Annotated in this window: 15 protein-coding genes and 1 pseudogene; 3 read left to right on the forward strand and 13 right to left on the reverse strand. The window is 44.9% G+C overall.

The annotated features are described in order from the left end of the window. Positions 1 to 42: 42 nt before the first annotated feature. From M3205_RS12645 to M3205_RS12660, 4 genes are all read right to left on the reverse strand, one after another. Positions 43 to 636 carry a histidine phosphatase family protein gene (locus M3205_RS12645; RefSeq protein ID WP_251170240.1) on the reverse strand — a complete coding sequence of 198 codons (594 nt, stop codon included), beginning with the start codon at positions 634 to 636 and terminating at the stop codon, positions 43 to 45. An 83-nt stretch (positions 637 to 719) separates the two neighbouring features. After that, positions 720 to 1,241: a signal peptidase I gene (gene lepB / locus M3205_RS12650; RefSeq protein WP_251170241.1), complete on the reverse strand. Its 522-nt coding sequence runs from the start codon at positions 1,239 to 1,241 to the stop codon at positions 720 to 722. Continuing rightward, a complete protein-coding gene (locus tag M3205_RS12655; protein WP_251170242.1) occupies positions 1,238 to 1,774 on the reverse strand; it encodes a DinB family protein in 537 nt (178 codons plus the stop codon). Before M3205_RS12655 ends, lepB begins: the two co-directional genes overlap by 4 nt. Before the next feature lie 58 nt (positions 1,775 to 1,832). After that, a complete protein-coding gene (locus tag M3205_RS12660) occupies positions 1,833 to 2,657 on the reverse strand; it encodes an MBL fold metallo-hydrolase (RefSeq protein WP_251170243.1) in 825 nt (274 codons plus the stop codon). A 302-nt stretch (positions 2,658 to 2,959) separates the two neighbouring features. Here M3205_RS12660 and M3205_RS12665 point away from each other — a divergent pair, with 302 nt between their 5' ends. Beyond that, positions 2,960 to 4,648 (forward strand): MFS transporter, encoded by a 1,689-nt coding sequence (locus tag M3205_RS12665; RefSeq protein WP_251170244.1) that lies wholly within the window; start codon positions 2,960 to 2,962, stop codon positions 4,646 to 4,648. 41 nt (positions 4,649 to 4,689) lie between these two features. Here M3205_RS12665 and M3205_RS12670 read toward each other — a convergent pair whose 3' ends face one another. From M3205_RS12670 to M3205_RS12690, 5 genes and pseudogenes are all read right to left on the reverse strand, one after another. Further along, the gene (locus tag M3205_RS12670) at positions 4,690 to 5,535 is read right to left on the reverse strand and encodes an STAS domain-containing protein (protein WP_251170245.1); all 846 of its coding nucleotides are present in this window, start codon (positions 5,533 to 5,535) and stop codon (positions 4,690 to 4,692) included. A 78-nt stretch (positions 5,536 to 5,613) separates the two neighbouring features. After that, positions 5,614 to 6,927 (reverse strand): annotated as a pseudogene (locus M3205_RS12675) (MFS transporter). 306 nt (positions 6,928 to 7,233) lie between these two features. Then, complete coding sequence (dctP, locus tag M3205_RS12680; protein ID WP_311315730.1) at positions 7,234 to 8,523, reverse strand: C4-dicarboxylate transporter DctP; 1,290 nt, start codon at positions 8,521 to 8,523, stop codon at positions 7,234 to 7,236. A gap of 122 nt (positions 8,524 to 8,645) precedes the next feature. Beyond that, on the reverse strand, positions 8,646 to 9,332 hold the full coding sequence (locus tag M3205_RS12685; protein ID WP_251170246.1) for a response regulator: 687 nt from the start codon (positions 9,330 to 9,332) through the stop codon (positions 8,646 to 8,648). Then, on the reverse strand, positions 9,322 to 10,923 hold the full coding sequence (locus tag M3205_RS12690; protein WP_251170247.1) for an ATP-binding protein: 1,602 nt from the start codon (positions 10,921 to 10,923) through the stop codon (positions 9,322 to 9,324). The genes M3205_RS12685 and M3205_RS12690 overlap by 11 nt, the downstream gene beginning before the upstream one ends. A 79-nt stretch (positions 10,924 to 11,002) precedes the next feature. Between M3205_RS12690 and M3205_RS12695 the strand changes: the two genes are divergently transcribed. Beyond that, positions 11,003 to 12,049, forward strand: a complete 1,047-nt coding sequence (locus M3205_RS12695; RefSeq protein WP_251170248.1) for a TRAP transporter substrate-binding protein — start codon at positions 11,003 to 11,005, stop codon at positions 12,047 to 12,049. A 64-nt stretch (positions 12,050 to 12,113) separates the two neighbouring features. Here the strand turns inward: M3205_RS12695 and M3205_RS12700 are convergent, their stop codons facing one another. From M3205_RS12700 to M3205_RS12710, 3 genes are all read right to left on the reverse strand, one after another. Beyond that, entirely contained in the window at positions 12,114 to 13,307 is a 1,194-nt protein-coding gene (locus M3205_RS12700; RefSeq protein ID WP_251170249.1) for a class I SAM-dependent rRNA methyltransferase, read from the reverse strand. A gap of 108 nt (positions 13,308 to 13,415) precedes the next feature. Continuing rightward, the gene (locus M3205_RS12705; RefSeq protein ID WP_251170250.1) at positions 13,416 to 14,951 is read right to left on the reverse strand and encodes an acetyl-CoA hydrolase/transferase family protein; all 1,536 of its coding nucleotides are present in this window, start codon (positions 14,949 to 14,951) and stop codon (positions 13,416 to 13,418) included. A gap of 131 nt (positions 14,952 to 15,082) precedes the next feature. Continuing rightward, positions 15,083 to 15,727, reverse strand: a complete 645-nt coding sequence (locus tag M3205_RS12710) for a LytTR family DNA-binding domain-containing protein (RefSeq protein ID WP_251170251.1) — start codon at positions 15,725 to 15,727, stop codon at positions 15,083 to 15,085. Positions 15,728 to 15,865: 138 nt separating this feature from the next. Here M3205_RS12710 and cbpA point away from each other — a divergent pair, with 138 nt between their 5' ends. Next, positions 15,866 to 16,510, forward strand: coding sequence for a cyclic di-AMP binding protein CbpA (gene cbpA / locus M3205_RS12715; RefSeq protein WP_251170252.1), 645 nt, complete (start codon positions 15,866 to 15,868; stop codon positions 16,508 to 16,510). A gap of 62 nt (positions 16,511 to 16,572) precedes the next feature. Here cbpA and M3205_RS25930 read toward each other — a convergent pair whose 3' ends face one another. Then, positions 16,573 to 16,656 carry an IS3 family transposase gene (locus M3205_RS25930; protein WP_224936932.1) on the reverse strand — a complete coding sequence of 28 codons (84 nt, stop codon included), beginning with the start codon at positions 16,654 to 16,656 and terminating at the stop codon, positions 16,573 to 16,575. Positions 16,657 to 16,664 lie beyond the last annotated feature (8 nt).

Below are 16,664 nucleotides of genomic sequence, written 5' to 3' on the forward strand. Positions count from 1 at the left end.
GCGATTCCGCCTGTCCGGCCTCTTTTGCTTATGCTTTTTTCATTATGATTCTATCTGCTCCGCTTCCAAATGCTTCGTGCAATTATAAAGCTCACAGTCCCACTTGCTTTCTTTTATTAACAGTTCCGTGATAGATGTGTTTTTCGGCGGAGTCGTGAGGTCTATCTGCGGAACCAGTTCCTTTAACAGATGGCGGATGAAGGCGCCGTGACTTACAATCAGCACGTTTTCGCCCGGATGCTTTTCTTTAATTTCCTGCAGGAAGCCAAGCCCTCTTTCCAAAACACTTTCTTTCGGCTCGAAACCAAGGTCCATTTCACGCCAATTCTGGCCCCATTTTTTAAGTCGTTCGGCTTCAGTTGTGCCTTCAATCATCCCGCCACCGACTTCTCTTATTCGGGGGTCGAGGTAAAGGGGAATGGAACCGTTTCTCTTCTGAATGGCTTCTGCCGTCTGCTTTGCCCTTAGAAGATTACTGGAGTAAATCACATCCCATTTTTCGCCGCTAACCCGTTCCGCCAGGCGTTCTGCCTCAGCCAAACCTTCTTCATGAAGGGGAATATCCGAGCTCCCCTGTGCCCGACGCTCCTTATTCCACGCTGTGATTCCGTGCCGGATTAATCCGATTCTTGTCATATGTAATACCATCCTTTCTTTTGACTGGATTGTTTAGGTGTTCCCTTCTCTAAGCAAAAGAGCGGTCTTTACCGCTCCTGCAGCTAATCTATTTTCCTCATACTTGTAAAAGGATACCAGACAAATTCACTTACGCCAATAATCCGCTCTTTCTCAATAAAACCGAGCCCATTTCGGCTGTCCAGGCTGACAAGGCGATTGTCCCCCATGACGTAATAGTGATTACTCGGAACCGTGATAGGACCGAAGTCACCAGTCAGTTTGCTGACAATTCCTTCTGCTGCTTCGCGATTTTCAGCAAGGTAGTCTTCATCCCATTGCTGGCCGTTAATATACAGATGGTCTTCCTTCATTTCCAGTTCATCACCGGGGAAACCTATTAATCTCTTGACATAGTTCTTTTCATCGCCCCTGATGATGACAATATCGCCTCTCTTCAGTTCTTCAAATTTATTTACAAATATTTTTTCCTCGTCATGAAGAGTAGGATCCATGGAGGCTCCTTCCACATAGTACGGTGAAAAAAGAAAGACTCTGATGGCCAGTGCGATTCCAAAGGCAATCAAAAGGGACTTGAGCCAGTCTGCTATTTCATGTTTAATCATGTGCTACCAAAACTTTCTGCACCCATATACCGGTCTTTGATTAAAGTGCGGTGGTGAAGTTCATGTCCTGCAATGATATAGGCAATGGCTCTTGCGGTTACCCTGGTGCCGTTCGCATTCCCTCGTCTTAGCAACGCCTCATCATCCAGGCTTTTCAGTAAACCGATCGTATTTTGGCGAACCTGGGACAGCTGTGCTGAAAGCTCCGCAATGCTGAAGGAGTTGAATTTACCATTCTTTACATACTGGTTATCATCATATCCCGGCAGCTCAGCCTTCTCCCCTCTGCCAATGCAAAGCAGGCGGTAGCTCATGATGCGTTCAGTATCTGTAATATGGCCGATCACTTCCTTAACCGTCCATTTTTCCGGAGCATAGCGGAAATGTGCCTGTTCTTCATTCAGATCTTTTACCAGATTGATTGTCTCCTTCATTTGTTCATCGAGGATTTTCAGAAGGTCCCTTTCCGGTACGGAGCTGACGTATTTCTCATAATACGGTGCATATTCATCCAATCCAGGTTTCTTTAACATCTTGTTCCCTCCCATTCTATTATCTTATTTTACTGAATTTTCACCTATAGGGCCAACTTCAGGTCTGAAAAAGCTCACCCCTGATTGCTTTAACATACCGTTTGTGTGACCGTTGCACTGCAAGGTCTGCCTCCTTTTCTACCACTCTGTGAAACGCATTGTAAATCCGGTCAAAAGACAGCGGTTTGATTTTTCTGGCCATTCTTTCAACCGTTTCAGCGGGAAGTGGAATGAGATTTGGGTAGCTGTACATGAAGCTTACCCATTCTCTGTCCGCAACGACCTGAATAATGTCGCCCGTGAGCATGACGCCTTTGCCCCCATTCCCATTTTCCCAATGAAGGACAGCACCGCCTTTAAAATGGCCGCCAAGGCGGTGGATGACCAGTCCATCATGAATCTTAAGACTTTCCCCGCTCCAGAAAATGATGTGATCACTTTCCCGAATAACCCACTCCCTGTCGTATTCATGGATATAAATCGGCGCATTAAATGCTTCCGCCCATTCAACTTGTGCTGAGTAATAATGGGGATGGGACAGTGCAATCGCGCTGATCCCTCCCAGTTCTTTGATAGCTTCTATCGTGCGCTCATCAAGGTAGGTAATGCAATCCCACATTAGGTTAAAACCGTTATGCTGGACAAGATAAGCTGTCTGGCCGATAGCAAACTCCGGAGCTGTTTTCAAGCTGTAAAGATTGGATTCTTCCTTCTTTATTTCATTCGAAAATTCTTGGCTTTCCGTCATTTCATGTAAAGTAGTCCACTCCTGTCCTCCGAGTCCAACATACTGGCGCTCCTCCATGCAGATCGGGCAGCTTTCAGGCTGATGATCGCATGGTGGAAATTGCGTTCCGCACGTTTTGCATATATATTTTTCCATAGATATTGCCTCCGTTTCTCATACTGGTTATATTAACCATTTTACTGCTGGAAACGTTCTGTTAAATCGCCGCTTCGGCTGAAAGCGGCTACAGCTTTAGACTGAGGACGTATTCTTTAAGCCTTATAAATCTAGTTCACAACGGAATCCTATTCCTATTCGGGTTCGGTGCAGAAAAATCCTTCCTTTTAAGGATTGTGCAATCCTGAGGCACAAGAAGAATTAATGATTACCTTTTTGAAACTTTTTTGCTTTTCACCCGTAAAGAATAGTAACGAACTTATTGTTAGGAGAGAGTCATAATGGGAAATATATTTATTTTTTCACTCATCGCCGGACTGGCGATTGCAATTCTACTGATTCCGTTTAGCTATATACAGAAGGAAAAATCGAAGGAAGACAAAGGCAGGAAAATGGGAACAGGAATCTTGGCCGCCACAGCCGCTTTATCTGTGCTGCTTGTTTTTGCCGTGTATTATTTAACCAATCTGGACCGTAACTTGACCAGCTTGTGGCTGTTCGCGATGATCGCTTCTTTAATCGGGGCCGTTTTAGCGACTGGCCGGGAGCGTATAATCAAAATGGGTGTGTTTGTCCTTAGTTTAGCTGCAGGGGCTTTCTTTCTGACAGCTTTTCTGTTTAATGCAGATGATAAGTATGAAAGTGCCAAAATGAAGGAAAAAACGGAGATTGAAACATTTGATGAAAAAGAAACACCCGCGAGCGTGCCTCCTAAGTTTGCGCGCAATAAGATGAAGAAGGCTTTCGGGCAGGTTCCTAACACAAGTTATTATGAACTTGGCAGCCTGCAGATCCAGAAGGTCAATGGGGAGTATGTATATATTGCGCCTGTTGAGTTTTCGGGCTTTTTCAAATGGTTGAATGGGGATAAGACACCAGGCTATTTTACAATTAGCGCAACTGATTCCTCAGCTAATCCAAAATTCGTGAAGAGCGATATGGTGTACACACCATCCTCTTATTTTAATAAAAATATAGAGCGCCATATCCGGATGCAGTATCCGCAAGCCATTTTTCACGGAGAAGTGCAGCTGGAAGTGGATGACGACGGAAAGCCGTTTTATATTCGCTCGTATGGTGAGTTTATATCGGCGCGAAACGGTTTTGATGTTCAAGGGATAGTCATGGTTGACCCGCTGAATGGACAGACAAAGACTTATAAACTTGCGGATGTGCCCGCCTTTATTGATGGAGCAGTTTCGCCTGAGACGGTTAGTCTGCAAAACAGCTATTTCGGAAATTATGTCCATGGCTTCTGGAACAGCAAATTCGGAAAGTCTGATGTAAGGCTTCCATCTGATGAGGGGACAGAAGCCAATGTAAGCCCTATTTTTGATGAAAATGGTGACATGTACTACTTCACTGATTTTACGAGTCCAAAAGAAGGCGTCGACTCGATGCTTGGCTATTCTCTGACAAATTCAAGGACAGGCGAAGCAGTCTTCTTTACAGGCAATCTTGAAGAATCTTATATGGATTCGCAAGGTGCCCTTCAGATTATTGAGAAGAAATTCATTGAGAAGAAATGGAGCGGTGAAATGCCTGTTCTGTACAACTTCTACGGTGAAGCGAGCTGGCTGACGCCAGTGCTCGATGCCAACGGATTCCTGCAGAACTATTTCATTGTTTCAGCTGCCAATCCGGAAATTTCCGCTTATGGAACGACGCCAAATGAAGCATTGCGTTTGTATAAAACCGCATTGCAGCGGGGCGGAGGCACTGTAGACGGAAGCTCGAAAGCAGAGGAAAAACAGATAAGCGGCACTGTGGTGCGAGTGTACAAGGAGAAATCCGGTGATTTCACCGTTGTATCATTCCTTCTGGACAACCGAAAAAGCTGTGTGGTTTCATCTGAAACCGTGCCGATGGCCATTTACCTGCAGGAAGGTGATCATGTCAACGTTAACTATCTGGATACAGGTGAGGCATTCCTGCCTGTGAAAGAAATGAATATTAAAGGATTGGAATAGATGCAAAAACACGATGAAGACATTCTTCATCGTGTTTTTTATTAACCTGTGATTATGTTCGCTGATTTAATGGCAGTCGATAGCGTTGATTTAATGCTGACGTGATCAAAAGACAACCCAAGCTGTACTGCGGTTTGGGCAATTTCCGGTCTTAACCCGGAGATTGTGGTCTTTACGCCGATCAGGCTTAGCGCTTCGATCAGCTGGAATAGCTGATGGGCTACCATTGTATCGATCATGACTACGCCTGAAAGGTCAAGAAACAGCTGGCTGACGCCTAATTTATTACATTGCTGCAGTGTATTTTCAAGCATGACTTTTGCCCGTGCTGTATCAATATCCCCGACAAGCGGCAGAAGTGCGATATGTTCTGTCAAAGAAATGACCGGGGAACTGAGCTCAAGGATTAAAGCCTGCTGAGCCTGCAGCCTCCTATGGGAATGGTTATTATACTCTTCCGTGAACCAGGTAACTATTTCTCCAATAGTTCTGATGATCATCCTGCGCCATAAGCCGATTTGTTTGTCATCATACTGGCTCTGATTGATTTCAAGAAACTGCTCAAGCACATTCAAATACTGTTCCTGAGTGTTAAAGAACTCCTTGAGAATCATCTCAAGAGGTGTACGGAGATGTTCATCATCCTCCGCCACTTTGACAATCCAGACTTCCAAATCACTAAAGAAGGATTCTTCATCTTTATGGAATACTTCGGAGAACTTCTTGTGAAATTCGTAATTTTGCTTTTTTAAGCATTCGATCACAGCGGGGTCTTCCGAGGCATACACTCCGCCACTCTCTTCTTTATTTACGCTTTTATACCATTCCTCTGTTAAATCCCAAGTTTTCTCAAGGAAAAATTGATATAGATCATGATTACGATGCATGCCCGTCTCCCCTAACCGATCTGTTATTTCAATAAGATTATTTTAACCGAAGAGAAATAAAGTGTCGATTTTTAGCTTCTACCTATACTCGGCTAAATCTCTGCCGGCTGCATACTGATAATCTGCCCCCTGCCTTGGGAGCAGTATGCTTAAGGCTGATGCGAATATCAAAAGAATAATGGAGGCAATGAAAGAACTGTCATAGCTGCCTGTCAGATCAAATAATACACCAGGGACAAATGAGCCGAGAGCTGAACCCAGCTGATTGCTTAAATAGATCCACCCAATCACTGCTCCTGCTGACAAATGCCTGAAATATTCCGCTGCCAGCTTCATGGTTGGTGCGACAGAGGCAAAATTAACAATTCCAAAGCTGATGGCAAACAGAATGAGCAGATGGGACTCGGTGATGAAAAAGCCAAACAGTGAAGCATCATTCAGGATGATCAGAAGCAGAACAATGGTCAGATCCCTCACTCCGTAAAGAAAGGCAAGGATTTTTCTGCAATTCCACCTATCTGCCAGAAACCCGGAAACGACTGTGCCAAGAATATTAAAGCCGGCGAGCAGGCTGACAGCGGCTCCCGTAACACCAGGCGTAAATCCGCAATATTGGGCAAAGGGAATAAGATGCGTATCCATCAGCCCGGTAGTCGTCACGCCGCATACGAAAAACGGGAGCATGAGAAACAGGAATTCTTTCCGCTTTAAGAGCTGGAATATAGAAAGCATCCCTTTTGGTGCTTCCTTTCTCTCCTGCATTCCCTGATCACTTTCACTCACTTTTGCTCCATACGCATGGATACGCAGATCAGCCGGGTTCGAACGGATAAAGAGCAGAAGCAGCGGAAAAATGATTATAATCAAAAAACAGCCGAGCACAAGAACGGTTGTCTTCCAGCCCAGCTGGTCTATCAGGAATAAGGAGAGCGGGACGAGAATAAGCTGTCCTGCTGCGGTGCCTGCAGACATCAGGCCCATCGCCATTCCCTTTTTATCTGCAAACCAGGTCGCAACTGCCATCGTTCCCACAACATTGGATGCACCGCCAAAGCCAACTGAGGCGATTACTCCGTAAATGATCATCAGCTGGAGGGGGCTGGTGGTAAAAAAGGTCAGAAGTGTAGAAAAACCAATAACCAGAATACTGAAGGACAGAATATAACGAATGCCATATTTATCAATCAGTCTGCCGACATACGGCTGTGAAATAGCAAAAACAATATAGCTGACAAAAGCAATGAAGGAAATAACACTTCGATTTGCGGAAAACTCATTCTCTCACGGCGCCATAAAAGCGCCAAACGACAATCGTACCCCCTGTGCAGCCAGCAAAGCCAAAAACGTCAGCACTAAAACTATCCACGCATAATGAACCTTTAAGCGCTTCACTATGTAAACCTTCTTTCCTGGTGACAGGTACCTATACCACTTTGGCCAAGTGGTATAGGTACCTGTCACTCACATTTTTTAAAAATAATCATACCATAAAATTTTTATAACTTTCTAAATTTATTTGTCTTTCGTGTTTTTTCAACAATTGTCGTTTCAATCAAACTTTTGATTGAAACGACAAGGAAATACTGCCACTTCTTATTTTTTCCCGGGAAATGACTGCAGTTATTGTCGCGTGCACATCTGAGTTTCGACAATATATAAGAAAAGGCCATACTCCCAAGAGGAGAATGGCCTTTCCCTTTATACTGCCTGCTTTTGCTGTTCCTGCTTCATTAATTTCATTTCGCTGATGGCTTTCTTAGCCTTATTTTCATCAAACTCATTTTCGCTCTTTGCTACAACCATTGTGGCGATTCCATTTCCAATCAGGTTCACGATCGCTCTTCCTTCACTCATGAAGCGGTCTACACCAAGAAGAAGCGCCAAGCCTTCAAGAGGAATAACCTGAAGGGCTGCAAGCGTGGAAGCCAGTACTATAAATCCGCTGCCTGTTACACCTGCTGCTCCCTTTGAAGTTAGCATTAACACTAGCAGAATCGTAATCTGCTGGCCGATTGTCAGATCCACTCCGAATACCTGGGCTAAGAAGACAACCGCCATGGACAGGTAGATGGATGTCCCGTCCAGGTTGAAGGAATAGCCTGTGGGAATGACAAGTCCAACTACTGATTTGGAGCAGCCGATGCGCTCCATTTTATCCATCATTCTCGGAAGCACTGATTCTGAAGAACTCGTACCTAATACGATTAAGATTTCATCTTTGATGAACTTCAGATAATTCCATAAGCTGAATCCGTACATTTTGCAGATGATATTCAAAACAACAAAGATAAATAAGAACATGGTCACATACACAGAAATCATCAGTTTGCCAAGCGGAACAAGTGAGGCCAGTCCGAAATGTCCGATTGTATAGGCCATAGCTCCAAATGCTCCAAGCGGTGCTGCCTTCATGACATAGCCGATGATTTTAAAGAATACCAGTGACAGCTTATCCAAAAATTCAATGACGATTTTGCCCTTTTCTCCAAGTGCCGCCAAGCCGACACCGAAAAGGACAGAAAAGAATAGTACTTGCAGGATATCGCCTTTTGCAAAGGCATCTACCATGTTGGAAGGAACAATATGTGTCACAAATTCAATCCAATTGATACCCTCTCCGCCATTGGCTGTATACTGTGAAACATCTCCTTTTTCCAATTCATTAAAGTTCAGACCTGAACCGGGTTTAATGACATTCAGGACGATCAGGCCGATCATTAAAGCAAGTGTAGTAACAACCTCAAAATAAATAAATGCTTTTCCGCCTACCTTGCCGACTTTTTTCATATCGCCCATTTTAGCGATTCCAAGGACGATGGTCAGGAAGATAATCGGAGCGATAACCATTTTGACTGCGTTTATAAAGGTGTCGCCTACAGGCTTCATTTCTTTTCCGACTTCCGGCCAAATAAGCCCGACCATAACACCGATAAATATAGCTGTTAACACTTGAAAGGTTAAATTCTTATATATCCGCTGCTTCTTCACTCTTCTCTCAGCTCCTTTTTTCTAACTATTCATTCTATTAGAAATGATAGCGTTTTCAGATAAATGAGAGAAGTTTATGGTCATAACGGATGTTTTGTTCATTTTGGTCTCAAGAAATACAGCTAAATGATAACATACCGATTCACAGGTCTGCCCACGCCCCCATACTGCACATCCAGCCTTATTGCTCCGCTTTTTTCAAGATAATCCAGATAGCGGCGGGCGGTAACTCTGGCAATGCCAATGCCGTTAGCGACTTCTTCTGCAGAGCGGGGTTCGGTCTGCTGTTTCATAAAAGCAGTAATTTCATTTAAGGTGAATTCATTCAGCCCTTTCGGCAATCCGTTTTCTTCTTTCTTTGCCTGCTTCGCATAAATCAGTGCATCAAGCTGCTCCTGTGAGAGGGTGCCCGATTCATTAAGGCTTTCTCTATAATGACGGTATTTTTCGAGAGCCTGCTGGATCCTGTTCAGCTTAAAGGGCTTTATTATATAATCCCTGGCTCCGTTTTGAAGCATCTGCTTGATGGTTTCCTTATCCTTTGCAGCGGAAACAACGATGACATCCGAATCGAAGTGCTGCTTTCTGAACTCCTGCAGTGTTTGAAGGCCATCTTTCTTCGGCATAAAAATATCTAAAATCACCAGATCCGGCTGCAGTTTTTTTGCAAGAGCAATGCCTTCCTCCCCATCCCCGGCCGCAGCAATGATTGTAAATCCGGGCACACTTGCAATGAATTCCTTATTCACTTCCTGGACCATTGGGTCATCTTCAATCAGCAGCACACTGATTTCTTCATTAACCGCCATGTAATTCTCCCTCCGCTTCCATCGGAAAAGTAATCGTAAAAGAAGTTCCTTCATCTGGGCAAGTTGATACCTCGATCCCTCCTCCGCCTTTTTCTGCAATTTGCTTGACAAGGTAAAGCCCGTAGCCTGTCCCGCCAGATTTATTAACGGTAAATCCTTTTTCATATATTTTCGGCAATATCGGTTCCTCTATCCCGCTGCCGTTATCTTCCACCAGCACTGCACAAATCTCATTGGTCTGTTCAATGCTGATGTCAATCTTTCTATCTTCACGTTCACTATGCTCAAAAGCCCCGAAAGCATTCTCAATCAGATTACCCAGCAGCAAAACAAAGTCATGGTGATCCAGGTTGCTCGGAAACTCCTCCAGATTGCTGTTTGGGTCGATGACCACCGTAATACCCAATTCCTTGCCTCGCCGTACTTTGCTTAATAAAAGCCCTGCAATGGCATCATTCCTAATTTTATCACTGAGGAAATTCGAAAGGTTCTCCTGCTCTTCAGATGCATCAAACGTCAGCTGGAGTGCTTTGTCTGCTTTTCCCAGCTGAATCAAGCCGGCAATGGTGTGAAGCTTGTTCATATGTTCATGGTTCTGCACCCTGAGCGCCTCAACAAAGCTTTTTACGCCTGTCAGCTCTTCAGCCAGTTTCGTAACTTCCGTGCGGTCCTGGAAGATGGCCACAGCTCCAATCTTCTCATTGTCTTTCCGGATGGGAATTCTAGTGCTCAGAATGACTTTTCCGCTTACAATAATCTGTTCGTTATAGACAGCACGATTACTTTCTACAATCTCGGGAAGCCTTGTGTCCTTTAGCACATCACGAATTTTTTTACCCGCGACTTTGCCTGATACATTAAAAATTTTCTTTGCCTTTTCATTGAAAATCGTAATGTTTTCCTGGTTATCAATCGCAATTACTCCTTCATTGATAGAATGGAAAGTGGCTGTCCTTTCCTCCAGAATCCGTTTGATTTCATGGGGTTCCAGCTGGAACATCTGCTTTTTAATATGATTGGCTAGCATTAAAGAGCCGATCAATCCAAATATGAGCGTCAAAAGCACAATGATGCTGATCTCGTCTGCCAGATCTGTAATAATCTCCGTAATCGAAGGGATCTTATTACCGACAACAACCACGCCGATTTGATTGAGGCTTTCATCTTTAATTGGGATGAATGCGCGGATAAAGGTGCCCACGTCTCCCTCTGCCTTGGAAAAATATATATGCTCGGCAAAAGCCGGTTTCTCATCCTCACCTGATGATGGCCTGCCGACCAGCTCCCTGACCGGATGGGAATAGCGGATACGCTCCATATTCATGACCACGATATAGTCTGTTTCATTAATAATCCGGATTTCCTCTGCAACTTTGTTTACTGTCTTCCAGCCCTGCGGCTGCAGGATTCCCTTTTTCACATCTGACAGCTCTGCCACCGTTCTGGCGGTATTCATCGAGCGTATCCTCAGTTCTTTCTCCTCCTGCTCCTGGATGTTTGCAATCACGACCATTCCGCCAATCAATAGAGAAAAAATGACGACGGCATAAGACAGGATAGTAATCTTCCAGCGGATGGGCAGCTGATTCACAAGGGTCCTCCCTTCTGTCTTTACGGATAGAATTCTTGTAAGTATGATAACATTAATAGTTTTAAAAAGGAGGATTCAAATGAAAAGCTATATTCTCCTTGCCGGCATGGTTTTGCTGCTGGCTGCCTTCTTGGGCTATCGAAGCTTTTTTCCGGGGGAAGAGATTCCCTACGATGATGACCAGGAAGGGCTCAAGGATCAAATTGTCTTTAAGTTCAGTCATGTTGTGGCAGAAAATACGCCGAAGGGCCTTGCAGCCCAGAGGTTTGCAAAGCTTGTCGCCGAAAAATCGGATGGCCATATTAAGATAGAAGTGTTTCCAAACGGCAGCCTCTATTCTGATATTGAAGAAATCAATGCGCTTAAGGAAGGACAGGTTCATTTTATTGCCCCCTCCACGTCCAAGCTTGGCATGCTTTCACCGCAATGGGGTGTGCTCGACTTGCCATTTGCATTCCCTTCGCGTGAAGCGGCACTGAAAGGATTGAACGGGGATATCGGCAGGCAGCTGCTGGATTCTCTAAAGGGGAACGGCATTATAGGACTCGCCCACTGGCCTAATGGATTTAAGCAGATCACCACAAATAAGGGGCCCATTCAAAAACCGGAGGATCTAAGAGGACAATCCTTCCGTATTATGCAAAGTGATGTGATATCGGCCCAATTCAGCCGCCTGAAGGCAAAGACTATTCAGGATTCTTTCAATTCCACTTATAAGCTGCTGGAGGAAGGTGAAGTGGATGGTGAAGAAAACACGGTTTCCAATATCTACTCAAAAAAATTTTATAACCTGCAAAAGCATATTACAATCAGCAATCATGGATATCTGGGGTATGCGGTCATGATGAGCGGGAAGGTCTGGAATGAGCAGAGTGAGGAAACAAAGAAGATTCTGCTCGAGGCAATGGAAGAAACAACTGAATGGAACAACCGGATGGCCTTTGAAATGAACGAAGAACTGCTTGAAAAAATCAGGCAGAATTCCTCCATTCAGATACACGAGCTTACACCCGAAGAAAAAGAGGAGTGGCAAGCTGTGCTGGATCCCATCTATGAAGACTTCTCAAGGGATATCGGGAAGAATCTGGTGGAAGAGATGAAGAAACTGCGGGGTAAATATGAATGAATGAGGGTGACAGGTACCTATACCAGTTGGCTGAAGTGGTATAGGTACCTGTCACCCTTTGTTATTACAGCTTCTGTATGAATGCTACTTTAAGGTAGTCTCCTTCTTTGAATTCCTTAATGGTGCGGAAGTCTTCAGGAAGGGTAAATTCCTCCAGGATTTTGTAGCGGTCACCTGTTTGGGAGAACGATTTTTTGATAAAGTCTTTGAATTTTTTCATGCTGAATGTGCTGCAGTTCGATGATGCCACAATGATTCCATTCTTTTCTGTAATCTGGATGGCCTGTGCGAGCAGCTCCGGGTAATCTTTTCTTGCGCTGAATGTATGCTTTTTGGATCGGGCAAAGCTTGGAGGGTCGAGGATGACCATATCAAATTTCAGCTGTTTTCGCACTGCATATTTAAAGTAGTTGAACACATCTTCCACAATGATATCCTGTGCTTCATAATCAATGCCGTTGACGCTGAACATTTCGATCGTTTTGCTTTTGCTGCGATTGGCAAGGTCGACACTGGTTGTTTTCAAGGCTCCCCCTAATGCGGCTGCCGCCGAAAAAGCACCCGTATAAGAGAATGTGTTAAGTATCGTTTTTCCGGCCGCATACTTGTCCCTGATTGTCTTGCGGACATGTCTCTGGTCAAGGAATACACCTACCATAGCGCCGTCATTCAGATAAATAGGAAATCTGATGCCATTCTCCTTCACAATCAGTGGAAAAGATGCCCGTTCTCCTGCTATAAAATCATCATCCTCGATATAAGTGCCTTTTACAGCAAACCGTTTCTTTTCGTACAGCCCTTTCACATCAGCGCTGCTCATCAATGCCTGAATCACCGTATCCCTGAACGTATAAATGCCTTCACTGTACCAGCTGATCACGTAAAAACCATCATAAATATCAATCGTGATGCCTCCGATGCCGTCTCCTTCCCCATTGAAAACCCGGAAGGCTGTTGTATCGGGATCATGGTATAGAGCTTCCCGCCTTTTCAGCGCTTCGTTGAATTTCCTTGCAAAAAACGCTTCATCGAAGGTTTCCTGAGGATTTCGGGAAAGAATCCAGCCTCTGCCTTTATTCTGCTTCCCATAATACCCTTTGCCGATAAACCGGCCGCTCTCATCAGTCAATTCAATGACCGCACCCTCTTCTATATTCTTCGGAATCTGCTGCACAGACTCCTCAGTCACAAGCGGATAACCATCCCTAAAACTATTCTTATATTTAGACGCCGCAATTAATTTGATAGCATTACTCATAAATCCACCCAATCATTTTGTTAGTATAGCTATCATTGTAACATTAAAAGTGACAGGCACCTATACCAGTTGGCTGAAGTGGTATAGGTGCCTGTCACCCTCTGTTTTTTAGCAGAAGCTCCACTGAGGAGCAGCTGCTGCCGCTGTTTCTTTCAGCATGGTTCCGTTTTGGGCGAAGTCTGTGTGCCAGGAGAGGGCTTTTTCCAGTACGTGGGGTGTCTGGCCGCCTCTTGTGAGGGCTTCGCGGTAATAGTCGCGAAGCTGGTCACGGTAGAGCGGATGTGCACAATTTTCGATGATCAGCTCGACACGCTGCCTTGGTGCCAGCCCGCGCAGATCTGCATACCCCTGCTCTGTTACAATGACATCGACATCATGCTCGGTATGGTCGACATGGGAGACAAATGGGACGATGCTTGAAATCTTGCCGTCCTTGGCAATCGATTTTGTCACAAAGATAGCCAGACGGGCATTTCTGGCAAAATCCCCCGATCCGCCGATGCCATTCATCATTTTCGTTCCAAGGACATGGGTGGAATTCACATTCCCATATATATCGAGCTCCAGTGCGGTATTGATCGAAATCAAGCCGAGTCGGCGAATGATTTCAGGATGGTTGGAAATCTCCTGCGGCCGCATAATTAAGCGGTCCCTGTACCGGTTGAAGTTCGCAAAAACCTCTTTCATTTTTTTATCAGACAGGGTGATAGAACAGCAGGACGCAAAGTCTACCTTTCCAGCATCCATCAAGTCAAATACTGCATCCTGCAGCACTTCTGAATAGACTTTCAGATTCTCAAACTCAGAGTCGAGCATTCCATGAAGCACGGCATTTGCCACAGACCCAATGCCCGACTGCAGAGGTGCCAGACTATTCGTCAATCTCCCTGCTGCAATTTCCCCGCGGAGAAACTGCAGCAGATGCTGTGCCATGATGGCGGTCTCTTCATCCGGCGGCACGATTGTCGAAGGGGAGTCCTGCTGGTTTGTGAACACGATTCCCCTCACCTTATCCAAATCCACTTTAATTCCCGGCGTGCCGATGCAGTCGTCAGCTTTCGTAAGCGGGATTGGATCCCGTTCCCCTTGTATGCCAGGTTCATATAAATCATGCAATCCTTCCAGCTGTGTGGATTGAGCCAGATTGATTTCGATGATGATATGTCTGGCGTTTTCCGCGAAAGACAGCGAGTTTCCGATTGAGGTAGACGGAATGATCAGGCCATCCTCCGTAATAGAAACCGCTTCCAAAATAGCGAAATCAACAGGATCCATGACATTGGCGCGCACAAGCTCTGCCGTGTGGGATAAATGCTGATCAATAAATAAGAAATCCCCCTGGTTTATGCCTTTTCTCATAGTTGGATCAGCCTGAAATGGCAGCCGCTTTCCCAAAATCCCCGCTTCTGCAAAAAGCTTATCCACATCAGATCCTAAAGAAGCTCCCGTATACACATTTACTTTAAAACTCTCATGTCTGGCCCGGTCCGCCAGCGCAAATGGCACCGCTTTCACATCACCTGCACGTGTAAAGCCGCTTAGCCCCAGAGTCATGCCATCCTGAATCCATGATGCTGCTTCTTCTGGTGTAACTACCCGGTCATGCAGTCGGCTGTCGCGAATCCGATCCAATTGTTTCTCCATGTTGCTCCTCCCCTTTTCCATCGTTTTATCATCATTTTACCCGGATAAAAAGGGAGCCAGGACTTTTCTGATCATATTACGGAATATTCGGATAAAACAGCAAATTATCAAGCTGAAACAGAAAGAATTTTCTAAAAACCAAGCAGTTTTCTGAAATAGCTGGAATAAGACTGGCTGACCGGCACCCGGTCCCCGTTTTTCATAACAAGGAGAAAGGTGGAATGCGAGTCAGGAAAGATCTCCTTTATTTGATTGACATTGACAATAAACGAGCGGTGGCAGCGGATGAAACTGTCCTTCGGCAGCGAATACTCAAAATCCTGAAGCGAGTATTTATGGGTGCCTGAATGGCCGCCGGTATGTACATAGGTCTTCTTATCCTTTGCTTCAAGGTAGATAACCTCGGAAAAAGGAATCGGAATCCAGCCATCATTTGTTTTCATCGTCACAACCGATTTGCCGTCCGTCAGAGCCGGAAAAATCGCGGTTACGCAGCCTTCAAGCTTTCCCTCATGCAAAAACGGCACGGCCATGCCGTGATACGGGACCCCAAATACATCGCGGTCTATAAACTCCGACACCCTTTGCTGTGTCCCTAAAGCCTTAAAGGCGATGGTTCCTTCCTTCACCCTGTCACCCGGCCTGATTTTCAAGTCGATGCGCTTGCTCGGCCGGTAATAGATATATTCACTCTTATTGGAAACCGCAATCGAAATCTCATCGGAAAACAGCTCTCCAATTACATCCAGCAGCGATACAACTGTAATGCTTTCCATGCTTTCTCAGCACCTTTCATGATGATGGTTGTTTCTTATTCTACAAGTTTTCGGAAGGGGTTTCACTTAATTTCTTATCATTGCCGAAATGGCCTCGGCATAGAATAGAGAAGGTTAGGGGTAAAGGAGGATGCTAGCATGCTGATTCGCCATCAGATGGTGGATAAAAAAGATGTTTGCTTTTGTGATGAGACCTTTAATTTGGAAAAGGCACTGCAGTTTTTAAATAAAACTGGCTACCGCTGTGTCCCTATTCTTGATGCCGCACATACCAAGTTTATCGGCAATATTTATAAGGTTGATATTTTAGAATACAAGGAAAATCATTCTTTGGATGAACCGATTACGGCTCTGGCTAAAGACCAGCATACTACAATTGACGAGGATGACTCCTTCATGAAAGCCTTTTTCACACTGAAGAGATATCCTTATCTGCCGGTTGAGAATGATCATGGCCAGTTTGTTGGGCTGCTGACACATGCGGCCGTACTTGAACTGCTGGAGGAAGCGTGGGGGCTGAACCGCGGCAGTTATACTCTGACCGTGGGCAGCTATGGTACACAGGGTACCCTGAAGAAGATGACAGGCATAATCAGTAAATACAGCGATATACAGGGTGTTATCTCACTGGATTCATCTAATTTCCATGTCAGTCTGATCCGCCGTGTCCTTTTTACATTACCGAAAGATACGACTGAAGAAACTTTGGATAAAATCAAGAAAGAACTGGATGCAAATGGATTCCGTGTGATCGGAGTCGAGTGCCATAATGGTGAATGCTGATTAAAGAGGAAAAGCCGTTCCATGATGTGGTCTTGTCCCTGTCAAGTAGACAACATAAAAAGCTAAGCAGTGAGCGCGTGTCGATATTCAATCGGCGCGCGTTTCTTTAGTTTCTTTTGTCTTCGTTTGTAATTGTAATGGTAGATGTAATCCT

Origin of the sequence: Cytobacillus firmus (assembly GCF_023715565.1) — a bacterium.
Classification (GTDB): Bacteria; Bacillota; Bacilli; order Bacillales; family Cytobacillaceae; genus Cytobacillus; species Cytobacillus firmus_C.

Excerpts from the sequence above, each read along its gene's own strand:
- M3205_RS12645 (WP_251170240.1), bottom strand. The coding sequence starts at position 636 with ATGACAAGAATCGGATTAATCCGGCACGGAATCACAGCGTGGAATAAG.
- lepB (WP_251170241.1), bottom strand. The coding sequence starts at position 1,241 with ATGATTAAACATGAAATAGCAGACTGGCTCAAGTCCCTTTTGATTGCC.
- M3205_RS12655 (WP_251170242.1), bottom strand. The coding sequence starts at position 1,774 with ATGTTAAAGAAACCTGGATTGGATGAATATGCACCGTATTATGAGAAA.
- M3205_RS12660 (WP_251170243.1), bottom strand. The coding sequence starts at position 2,657 with ATGGAAAAATATATATGCAAAACGTGCGGAACGCAATTTCCACCATGC.
- M3205_RS12665 (WP_251170244.1), top strand. The coding sequence starts at position 2,960 with ATGGGAAATATATTTATTTTTTCACTCATCGCCGGACTGGCGATTGCA.
- M3205_RS12670 (WP_251170245.1), bottom strand. The coding sequence starts at position 5,535 with ATGCATCGTAATCATGATCTATATCAATTTTTCCTTGAGAAAACTTGG.
- M3205_RS12685 (WP_251170246.1), bottom strand. The coding sequence starts at position 9,332 with ATGGCGGTTAATGAAGAAATCAGTGTGCTGCTGATTGAAGATGACCCA.
- M3205_RS12695 (WP_251170248.1), top strand. The coding sequence starts at position 11,003 with ATGAAAAGCTATATTCTCCTTGCCGGCATGGTTTTGCTGCTGGCTGCC.
- M3205_RS12700 (WP_251170249.1), bottom strand. The coding sequence starts at position 13,307 with ATGAGTAATGCTATCAAATTAATTGCGGCGTCTAAATATAAGAATAGT.
- M3205_RS12705 (WP_251170250.1), bottom strand. The coding sequence starts at position 14,951 with ATGGAGAAACAATTGGATCGGATTCGCGACAGCCGACTGCATGACCGG.
- M3205_RS12710 (WP_251170251.1), bottom strand. The coding sequence starts at position 15,727 with ATGGAAAGCATTACAGTTGTATCGCTGCTGGATGTAATTGGAGAGCTG.
- cbpA (WP_251170252.1), top strand. The coding sequence starts at position 15,866 with ATGCTGATTCGCCATCAGATGGTGGATAAAAAAGATGTTTGCTTTTGT.